This is a genomic window from uncultured Campylobacter sp. (genome assembly GCF_938030815.1).
Taxonomy (GTDB): Bacteria; Campylobacterota; Campylobacteria; order Campylobacterales; family Campylobacteraceae; genus Campylobacter_B.
The window spans coordinates 1-9291 of sequence record NZ_CALHII010000055.1 but is presented as its reverse complement, the minus strand read 5'-3'; the positions used below and the strand labels follow the sequence as shown (position 1 = coordinate 9291).

Here is a 9291-nt window from a genome sequence, read left to right as displayed (position 1 = left end):
CCCACGATCTCGCCGTTATAAAGCTCCAGCGAGATGCCCTTGATAATCGGCGTGCCTTTTATTGTTTTTTTAAGACCCCTGACTTCCAGTTTATGCATAGCTTACCTCGTATTTTCGCCCTTGCGCGTGTGGCGTGATCCTCACTACGCAAAAATCAAGCTCATATTTTTTAAGTAAATTTATCAAATTTTCATCCGCCCATTCGATCAGATGAAGTCCCTCTTCAAATAAATTTTCAAATAGCCCGTTTTTTAAAATCCCTTCGCAGCCGCCGTTATAGATGTCGTAATGATAAATCTGTCCGTAATTTTGCATGATCGAAAATGTAGGCGAGTTCACGTGCTCGTCTAACCCATGCGCCCGCACGATCGCGCGCGCAAGCGTCGTTTTGCCGCTAGCAAGATCGCCGATGAGCAAGATTATGCCGCTTTTTGGCAGAGCCTGCACGAGGCGTGAAATTTCATCCTCGCCGCAGATGAGTTCAAAGCTCTTGGACATACTTCGCCTGCTCGCTTTTGGGCGTATTTTTCGCGCTAGGAAAGGCTAGGACTTTAAAGCTTTGTTTTCTATCTAAAAAGCTTATCGTGATAACGTCGCCGATTTTAAGCTCTTTGGCGGGCTTTGCTACGACGCCGTTTACGGCCACGACGCCGCTTTTGCACATATCTTCGCTGATGGCGCGCCGCTTGGTGATATTGACTGCGTTTAAAAATTTATCGATTCTCATAGGCGTGAGTTTAGCGATATTTGCCTTAAAAGCAACTATTAAACTATTTTTGGTAGAATTTCGCCAAATTTTACGTAAAGGATTTGAAATGGCAAAAGATGTAAAAAAGGTCGTTTTGGCGTATTCCGGAGGACTAGATACTAGCATTATTTTAAAGTGGCTCAGTGATACTTACGGCTGCGATGTGGTGACTTTCACCGCAGATATCGGTCAGAACGAGGATTTGGAGCCGATCAAAAACAAAGCTGTGAAACTGGGCATCAAAAAGGAAAATATCTTCGTAGAGGATCTGCGCGAGGAATTTGTGCGCGATTACGTATTTCCGATGTTTCGCGCAAACGCCGTTTATGAGGGCGAGTATCTTTTAGGCACATCGATTGCCCGCCCGTTGATCGCTAAAAAGCTAGTCGAAATCGCGAAAAAAACTGGCGCGGACGCCATAAGCCACGGTGCGACCGGCAAGGGTAACGATCAAGTCCGCTTCGAGCTTGGCGCATACGCGCTAAATCCCGATATTAAGGTAATTGCGCCGTGGAGGCTGTGGGATCTGAACTCTCGCGAGAAGCTTCTTGCTTACGCTAAGAAAAACGGCATCGACATCGCCTCAAAGCCAGGCAAATCGCCGTATTCAATGGATGCGAATATCCTTCATATCTCCTACGAGGGCTTGGTGTTGGAAGATCCCGCCCATGCGCCTGAAGAGGATATGTGGCGATGGACCGTAAGCCCTAAAAATGCGCCAGATAAGAGCGAGATCATCGAGATCGAATACAAACACGGCGATCCCGTAAAGCTAAACGGCAAGGCGCTTAAACCGCACGAGATGCTGGCAGCACTTAATGAGCTCGGCGCTAAAAACGGCATCGGCAGGCTCGATCTTGTTGAAAATCGCTACGTCGGCATGAAGAGCCGCGGCTGCTACGAAACTCCGGGCGGCACGATTATGCTAAAGGCCCACCGCGCGATCGAGAGCATCACGCTAGATCGCGGCGCGGCGCATCTAAAAGACGATCTGATGCCGCGCTACGCCGAGCTCATATACAACGGCTTTTGGTTTAGCCCGGAGCGCTTGCTGCTTCAAGAGCTGATAAACAAATCCCAAGAGCACGTAAACGGCAAGGTTAAGCTAGAGCTTTATAAGGGCAACGTGACCGTGCTGGGCAGGGAGAGTAAGAGCGATAGTTTGTTTAATACCGATTTCGTGACGTTTGAAGAAGATAAAGTTTTTAATCAAAAAGACGGGGACGGATTTATCAAACTAAGCGCGTTAAGATTTATCATCGCGGGCAAGAACGGACGCAAGCTTTAGCTGAAATTTTGCCGCACGGCGACAAAGCGCACGGGCAGATTTCACAAAACGAAATTTTAAAATTTATCGAAAAAGCGCGAGCGGCTGCGGGCAGGTTTCATGAAATTTCACTAAATTTCAGATCCGCCCGCGCCGCTCATAAAATTTTATAAATTTAAAGCTAAATTTAAAAGGATAATGGATGAAAGTATTACTGATCAAAGACGTTAAGGGGCTCGGAAAGGCGGGCGAGGTAAAGGAGGTCAAGGACGGCTACGGCAATAACTTCTTAATCGGCAAAGGCTACGCTAGGGCTGCTACGACTGAGGTTTTGCGTAAATTTGAAGCGGATAAGAAAAGGCAGGCCGAGCTTGAGAAATATGAGGTCGCAAGCCTGCAAAAACTAGCCGAGGAGCTAGCCAAGATCCGCGTAAAGATCGTAAAACAGACGGGCGAGAGCGGCGCGCTTTTCGGCTCGGTTACCAAAGATGAGATCGCAACCGCACTAAAAGAGCAAAAGGGGATCGAAATAGATAAGAAAATTTTAGAAACCGAGGCTATCAAAACGACTGGGATCTACGACGTAAATGCTAAGCTAAAGCACGGCATAAGCGCTAAATTTGAGATAGAGGTGGCTAGTGTTTGAAGCAACTACCATTTTAGCCTACAAAGGCGCGAAGGCCTCTGTCATCGGCGGCGACGGGCAGGTTACGTTTGGAAACACCGTCTTAAAGGGCAATGCGACTAAAATTCGAAAGATCGGCAAAGAGGGTAATGTCCTAGCGGGCTTTGCGGGCAGTACTGCCGATGCGTTTAATCTTTTTGATATGTTTGAAAAGTGCCTTGACGGCGCAAAGGGCGATCTTTTAAGGGCCGTGATAGAATTTAGCAAGCAGTGGCGCAAGGATAAGTATCTGCGGAAGCTCGAAGCGATGATGCTGGTGCTGGACCGCAAAAATATCTTTCTGCTTAGCGGCACGGGCGATGTGGTAGAGCCGGATGACGGCAAGATCGCGGCGATCGGAAGCGGCGGGAATTACGCTCTTAGCGCGGCGCGGGCTTTGGATAAATTTGCAAGCCTAGACGAGGAAGAGCTCGTAAAGCAAAGCCTTAAGGTGGCGGGCGAGATTTGCATTTACACGAATGAAAACATCAAAACATACGCAATTTGGGACGAAAAGAGATGATGACGCCAAAGCAGATTGTAGAGAAATTAGACGAATATATAATCGGACAAAATAGCGCCAAACGCACGATAGCGGTGGCTTTGCGAAATCGCTACCGCAGAATGGCGCTCGAAGATGAGATGAAAAACGAGGTGATGCCCAAAAACATCCTGATGATCGGCTCTACCGGCGTAGGTAAGACCGAGATCGCTCGCAGGCTTTCAAAGATGTTCGGGCTTCCTTTTATTAAGGTTGAGGCTAGCAAATACACCGAGGTGGGCTTCGTGGGGCGCGACGTGGAGAGCATGGTGCGAGATCTGGCCGCCGCGTCGGTAAATTTAGTGCGCGGCGAGGAATTTGAAAAGAACAAAGACAAGATCGATGATTACATCAAGCGTAAAATTTTAGAAAAAGTCCTTCCGCCGCTTCCGCGCGGTGCGAGCGAGGAGAAGGTCGCAGATTACGAAAAAAGCTACGAAAAGATGGCGGCTAAGCTCGAGCGCGGCGATCTGGATGATCTTAGCATCGAGATTGAAGTGAGCGAAAACGCGCTTGAGTCAAATCCGAATTTGCCGCCCGAGATGGCGAATATGCAGGAAAGCTTCATCAAAGTAATAGGAATTTCGACGCGCAAGAGCAAAAAAGAGATGAAGGTAAAAGACGCCAAAGTTGCCCTTAAAAGTGAAGCTAGCGAGAAAGTTCTCGATATGGAGAGCATCAAAGCCGAAGCCGTTAGGCGCGCGCAAAACGAGGGCATCATCTTTATCGACGAGATCGATAAAGTGGCGGTTTCAAGCGGCAATAGCGGCAGGCAGGATCCGAGCAAAGAGGGCGTGCAGCGCGATCTGCTTCCGATCGTGGAGGGCAGCAGCGTAAGCACGAAATTCGGCAATATTGACACCGATCACATCCTTTTTATCGCCGCGGGCGCCTTTCATATCAGCAAGCCGAGCGATCTAATCCCCGAGCTTCAGGGGCGCTTCCCGCTTCGCGTCGAACTTGACAGCTTAGACGAGGCGGCGCTGTGTGAAATTTTAACCAAGCCAAAAAATTCGCTCCTTAAGCAGTACTCGGCGCTTTTAAAAACCGAGGGCGTCGAGCTGGAATTTAGCGAGGACGGGGTCAAAGCGATCGCGAAATTTGCGGCGAGTACGAACGAAAAGGTCGAGGATATCGGCGCTAGAAGGCTGCATACGATAATGGAAAAGGTGCTTGAGGATATCAGCTTCGAAGCCGATAAATTTAAAGGGCAAAAGATCGTCGTGGATGAGAAGCTCGTAAGCGAAAAGCTAGCAGGCATCGCAAGCGACGAGGATCTGGCGAAATACATTTTATAAGGCGGCGCGGTAGCTACTTTTAGAATTCTACAAAGTCGCGGAATTTTACGCTTTTGAAATTTGCAAAGCGTTAGAATTTTAGGTTTGAGATTTGGCGAAATTTTAAAAATGCGCAGAATTTAATCCTTTTAAATTTGGCGATACTTTGAAATTTTAAGTCTGTAAAATTTCAGGAATGATCTAAATTTTATGCAGTGCTGATTATATAATGTCGTCATGGGATGAAATTTAAAATTTTGCAGATAATTTACGAAGCTATAGAATTGTCGGCTTGCGGGATTTAGAGTAGGTAAAATTTTGCGCTGCAACGGGTAAAATTTATCGCTATCGTGCGACTTGGAATTTTAAAATTTCATTTGCTTGTACGGTGGCGGAATTTCAAAATTCCACCGCTCGTGCGGAGCCGGCCTGCACAAAACGAGTTTTTAAAATTTACCCGCAAAAGCTTAGCGCTGCGGTTGCAAGATAAATTTATAAATTTAAGGAAAATATGAAAAGCGGATTTGTAACGCTCATCGGGCGGACCAATGCGGGCAAGAGCTCGCTGTTAAACTACCTCTGCGGCGAGAAAATTTCGCTCGTCTCACACAAGATCAATGCCACGCGCCGCAAGATTAGCGGCATCGCGATGAACGGCGCAGATCAGGTGATTTTCGCGGACACGCCGGGGTTGCACGAAAGCGCCAAACTGATGAATAAGCTGATGGTCGAAGTGGCGCTCGGGGCGATTGAGGGTTGCGATTTGGTGCTGTTTTTGGCGCCCGTGCACGATGATACATCTGAATACGAAAAATTTTTAAATTTAAACGCAGATGCCAAACACATCGTAATTTTAACTAAAACTGACGAAGCAAACGACGAAAAGATCGTGCAAAAGCTGCTGCAATATCAAAAATTTACCGATAAATTCGAAGCGATAATCCCCGTTAGCATCAAAAAAAAGGTCTATAAAAAGCAGGTTTTGGACGAAATTTGTAAAATTTTGCCCGAGCATGAGTACTTTTATGATCCTGAAATTTTAAGTGCGACGAACGAGCGTGAAATTTATCGCGACTTCATACTTGAGGCGATCTTTGAGAGTATGAGCGACGAGATCCCGTATTGCAGCGACGTCGTGATGGAAAAAGTAGTGGAAAAACCGGGTCTGATCTCGGTATATGCGCGGATCATAACGGACAGCAATTCACACAAAGAGATGTTGATCGGCAAAAATGGCGAGGCGATCAAGCGGATCGGAATTCGAGCCAAAAAGTTAATTTCAAATTTTTCTAAGGTCAAAATTTACTTAAAATTAACAGTTTTTGTAAAAAAAAGCTGGAAAAATGACGAATTTATGGTAAAAACCGATTTTATCTATTGACATTTTATTTTATTTCTATTAGTATTAGCAGCGTAGAAAATTTCATTTGGAAGTGGAGTGTTATGGCAAAGAATAGTAAAAATGCTAGTTCGATTGTTGCGATTAACAAAGTCACGCAAACCATATTCGGTCTAAGTGAGAATGAAGTTTTCGAGCACGACTTCTCAAAAGCGAATCGTGCGAAGGAAACTTACGTCTCATATATTCCGTATAAGGATATAATGACTGCGACGGTCGAGATAAGCAGATCGGTAGAGGACGCGGATCTTTTAGATGCGATCGTCGTTAAGGTGTATGAGGAGCTGGGGCTTGACACCGCTTTGGATTACAAAATTACCTATAGTGAGGTAATAGGCGCTGGCGGCGATGATAGAATTTTCAATGTCTTCGTCGTAGATAATGCCAAACTCACTTCAGAATTCGATGCGATCGCCGCTAGGACGAACTACATCGACTATGTGGCTATGGCTCCGTTTTTATACGAGGGCTTGTATAATAGAGGCGTCCTAACTCGCGACGGAATCGACTGCTTCATCTACTTGCAACGCGACGATGCGTTTTTGGTAGTGTATCAAAACGGCGAATATTTTCAATCCCGTCAAGTAAGATACAACCTAAAATTCTTGCATGAAAAATATGTCGAGCTAGTCGGTAGCAGAGTCGATGAAGAGAGCTTTTATAGATTGCTCTCCAAACAGGGAGTAAATTTAGAAAATCCGACCGAACGCGATTATATGATCCAAATTTTTGACGATATGTTTTACTACATCAACGACGTATTGAACGGTATTAGTAAAATTTACAACGTCAATATTCAAAACGTTTATATCGGAACGGATATCGGTAAAATTCCTGCGATCGAGGTTTTTGTAGAAAATAATCTAAAGCTAAGATACAAGGATTTTAATTTTAACGTTGCAATCAACGCAAAAGATTATCCGCTCACTCAGCTAGATATTTTGATGTTCTTGGTAGGTCAAGATTATTTGGTTACCAAAGACGATGATCACAACTACTCGCCGTTTATGAGACCTCCGCCTTTGACTCAAAGATCAACCGGCAAGCTGATAGGCTATATGCTGCTAGGCTGCTTGCTTGGCGCTGCGTATCCTGCGTATAACTTCGGCTATGGATATTATAATAATATGGTAGCTGATGATAAAACTAGCGAATATAAAGGTTTAGAGGAAAAGATGGGTCCTGCTAGAACTGAAAGTGCGCGTTTGGATAAAGAGACTAAAGAGGTAAATGCCCAGGCTGCTAAGAGCGGTAAGGAGCTTAACGATAGGCGCGAACTAATTAACGCTATCTCAGATAAGAAAAACAATTACGCCATGAAAGGCGTTTCTATTTTCGAGCTAACCAATATGGTTGTTAAAAATAAGGGCAATATGGTTAGGATCGGTGATGAGAATAGGACTCTAACTGTTCAGGTGCGCACCAAAAACGATAAGCAAATGACCGAACTTTTAGAGGATATCAGTAAAAAAGAGGTGTATGGCGTGGATACCAAAACAATCGCACTACAAGAGGGTAATAAAACCGTCTTTTACGATAGTAATATCAGTGTGGAGGTTAAATAATGAAAAAGAAAAGTTCATTAGATCAACTTGATCAATGGTTTGCCTCCAAGGGAAATAGTGCAAATAACTATTTTTACATAGCTTTGTTGTTTGTAGGTTTGGTAGCTTACTTTATTTTGAGTAACTATGCGGATCCGTATTTAGAAGAGAGCGAAACAAATCTAAGTACTGCCACGACTAAGCTTGAGGGCGCACAAAGAGAGTATAACGAGTTTTTTGGTGGTGATCCTGAGGCTTTTGTTAATAATAAGCGCAATATCCTCAATGGTGCTAAGACCAACCTTAACAATATCATTGAAGAGCGTGGGTATCTAGACGGTAAGCTAAAAGAAATTTCAAAGCTTACCTATAATGAAAAGAACTGGGCTAAGTTTATGGATAGCCTCTCAACGATCGCAGAGAATAACAATATTAAAATTTACGCTATTCACAGCGATAGAAGAGAGCCTAGCATCAAACAAATTTTTCAGCCTGAAGCTTTGCTGGATATAGATGTGAAATTTGAAGGAGCATTTTCGAATGTCCTTAGGTATATCAACCTAATTGAACAATCGGAGATGATCGTAGATGTAAATAAGATGGATATCAATGCCACTAAAAATGGCAAAATCGGTGGAAGCATCGGTATATCTATCTGGGGAGTAAATTACTAATGAAAAAGTTAATTTTATGCTCTTTGCTACTTTCTACTGCTCTATTTGCTGTAGATAATAATCAGACGGTAGCGCCTAGCAATGGTGCCTATAAGGCTAGATACGATGCTATATTTGATAATCTTAGCAAACCTAGAGTAGGTCTTAGCGATGAGCAGATAGCTTCTTTGCAAGATCCGTTTTATCCTAAAGAAGCTAATGCGCCTAGAGAAGCTAATCAGCAGGTGGATCTAGGTTATCAGCTAGTAGGTATTATGGGCGATAAGGTTAAGCTAAACGATAAGTGGTATGGTTTGGGCGAGTATGTAGGCTCATATAAGATCGTGCAAATAACGGGTAATAGCGTTATTATTACCAACGACGATGAAAATAAAGTCGAACTAACACTAAAACAAGGAAGTCAAAATGTCATTATTACATATAAGTAAAAAGCTTAGCATAGCTGCTATGCTTGCTTTGTCTGTTACGGCTACTAGTCTATATGCCGCTCCCGCAACTACAGGTAACTGCGATAGGAAGGCGCTAAATATCAAGATTAACGATACCGTTACGCTAAATGAGATGCTAACTCAGCTATCCGATATGTGCCGCTTTTCAGTGGTAGCAAAAGATGCTATCGCTCAAGAGGAGATGAGTAAGCCACTGCAAGGCGTAAGCATCAAAGACCTTTCTTTACGCGAAGTTTTAGATCTACTCATAAAAGAGAATAATCTAAGCTATGAGTATTCTCATGGCATATTAAAAATTTCAGCGCTAGAGACTAGGACTTTTAAAGTGGATTACATCACTTCTATTAGAGAAGGCACTGCTGTTACTAAATCTTCTGTCGATTCCGCACCTACGAAAGTGGATGATAGCGACGATAAAGAAAATAAAGAAGATAATAAGATCACTACCAAAGAGAAATTTGATTTTTGGGAGAAGATTAGCGAGGAAATCACCTCTGTTTTAAATAACGGTACCGAAAAATACGTCGCAGTCGCTCCTATTATAAATCAAAATGCCGGTTTAGTAACCGTTACTGCTATGAAGTCTCAGATAGCTCGCGTAGATAGATATCTAAGCGGTATGCAAAAACGCCTTAGTCGCCAAGTCTTGCTAGACGTAAATATCATATCTGTCGAGCTAAATAACGAATACACTACCGGTATTGATTGGAGTAAATTTCAACTAGGAT

General features: G+C 43.9%; 12 protein-coding genes and 1 pseudogene. 10 read left to right on the top strand and 3 right to left on the bottom strand.

Going from position 1 to position 9291, the window contains the following annotated elements:
• From Q0277_RS02015 to Q0277_RS02005, 3 genes and pseudogenes are all read right to left on the bottom strand, one after another.
• A pseudogene (locus Q0277_RS02015) lies at nucleotides 1-98 on the bottom strand (ABC transporter ATP-binding protein); the annotation flags it as partial.
• The gene (tsaE, locus tag Q0277_RS02010) at nucleotides 91-498 is read right to left on the bottom strand and encodes a tRNA (adenosine(37)-N6)-threonylcarbamoyltransferase complex ATPase subunit type 1 TsaE (protein WP_297995075.1); all 408 of its coding nucleotides are present in this window, start codon (nucleotides 496-498) and stop codon (nucleotides 91-93) included. The gene tsaE and the pseudogene Q0277_RS02015, both read right to left, overlap by 8 nt.
• Nucleotides 482-727, bottom strand: a complete 246-nt coding sequence (locus Q0277_RS02005) for a S4 domain-containing protein (RefSeq protein ID WP_295152076.1) — start codon at nucleotides 725-727, stop codon at nucleotides 482-484. The genes tsaE and Q0277_RS02005 overlap by 17 nt, the downstream gene beginning before the upstream one ends.
• Nucleotides 728-815: 88 nt before the next feature.
• Between Q0277_RS02005 and Q0277_RS02000 the strand changes: the two genes are divergently transcribed.
• The 10 genes from Q0277_RS02000 to Q0277_RS01955 all read left to right on the top strand — a co-directional run.
• A complete protein-coding gene (locus Q0277_RS02000; RefSeq protein ID WP_297995074.1) occupies nucleotides 816-2036 on the top strand; it encodes an argininosuccinate synthase in 1221 nt (406 codons plus the stop codon).
• A gap of 8 nt (nucleotides 2037-2044) precedes the next feature.
• Nucleotides 2045-2188 carry a hypothetical protein gene (locus Q0277_RS01995; RefSeq protein ID WP_297995072.1) on the top strand — a complete coding sequence of 48 codons (144 nt, stop codon included), beginning with the start codon at nucleotides 2045-2047 and terminating at the stop codon, nucleotides 2186-2188.
• Nucleotides 2189-2217: 29 nt separating this feature from the next.
• Nucleotides 2218-2661 (top strand): 50S ribosomal protein L9, encoded by a 444-nt coding sequence (gene rplI, locus Q0277_RS01990; protein WP_297995070.1) that lies wholly within the window; start codon nucleotides 2218-2220, stop codon nucleotides 2659-2661.
• The gene (gene hslV, locus Q0277_RS01985; protein ID WP_297995069.1) at nucleotides 2654-3202 is read left to right on the top strand and encodes an ATP-dependent protease subunit HslV; all 549 of its coding nucleotides are present in this window, start codon (nucleotides 2654-2656) and stop codon (nucleotides 3200-3202) included. Before rplI ends, hslV begins: the two co-directional genes overlap by 8 nt.
• A complete protein-coding gene (gene hslU / locus Q0277_RS01980; protein ID WP_297942322.1) occupies nucleotides 3199-4518 on the top strand; it encodes an HslU--HslV peptidase ATPase subunit in 1320 nt (439 codons plus the stop codon). Before hslV ends, hslU begins: the two co-directional genes overlap by 4 nt.
• A gap of 490 nt (nucleotides 4519-5008) precedes the next feature.
• Complete coding sequence (gene era / locus Q0277_RS01975; protein ID WP_297995067.1) at nucleotides 5009-5878, top strand: GTPase Era; 870 nt, start codon at nucleotides 5009-5011, stop codon at nucleotides 5876-5878.
• A 62-nt stretch (nucleotides 5879-5940) separates the two neighbouring features.
• Entirely contained in the window at nucleotides 5941-7461 is a 1521-nt protein-coding gene (locus Q0277_RS01970; protein ID WP_297995064.1) for a hypothetical protein, read from the top strand.
• Complete coding sequence (locus tag Q0277_RS01965; protein ID WP_297995057.1) at nucleotides 7461-8114, top strand: hypothetical protein; 654 nt, start codon at nucleotides 7461-7463, stop codon at nucleotides 8112-8114. The genes Q0277_RS01970 and Q0277_RS01965 overlap by 1 nt, the downstream gene beginning before the upstream one ends.
• Complete coding sequence (locus tag Q0277_RS01960; RefSeq protein WP_297995054.1) at nucleotides 8114-8542, top strand: hypothetical protein; 429 nt, start codon at nucleotides 8114-8116, stop codon at nucleotides 8540-8542. The genes Q0277_RS01965 and Q0277_RS01960 overlap by 1 nt, the downstream gene beginning before the upstream one ends.
• Nucleotides 8520-9291: secretin N-terminal domain-containing protein (locus Q0277_RS01955; RefSeq protein ID WP_297995052.1), on the top strand; the 772-nt coding region annotated here is incomplete at its 3' end. The genes Q0277_RS01960 and Q0277_RS01955, both read left to right, overlap by 23 nt.